Origin of the sequence: Microvirga pakistanensis, assembly GCF_004458765.1 — a bacterium.
In the GTDB taxonomy this organism is placed as follows: Bacteria; Pseudomonadota; Alphaproteobacteria; order Rhizobiales; family Beijerinckiaceae; genus Microvirga; species Microvirga pakistanensis.
Genome location: NZ_SPJX01000468.1, coordinates 1 through 223, shown reverse-complemented (window position 1 = coordinate 223; position 223 = coordinate 1). Strand labels below are relative to the sequence as shown.

The window sequence follows — 223 nt, the reverse complement described above, 5'->3', positions numbered from 1 at the left end:
GGTGGGCATCGCGGAAGGCGGACGCGGCTTCATCCTCACGGGTGCCCGGCCGGGAGCGTTCACGGTGCTCCTCCGCGACGGCTACGACGTGACGGACCTGGCGTTCCTCGAGTCCGGCGAAGCGCTCATCCTCGAGCGCCGCTTCTCGCTGTTCGGCGGCTTTTCATGCCGCCTGCGCCGGATCGCGTCCCATGCGGTCAAGCCCGGGGCGAGCCTCGATGGC

Annotated in this window: 1 protein-coding gene; it reads left to right on the top strand. The window is 70.9% G+C overall.

All coding sequences use genetic code 11. The features are described from left to right. Positions 1–223, top strand: a 223-nt coding sequence (locus E4K09_RS29325; RefSeq protein ID WP_342211361.1) for an esterase-like activity of phytase family protein, incomplete at both ends; no start/stop codon positions are given.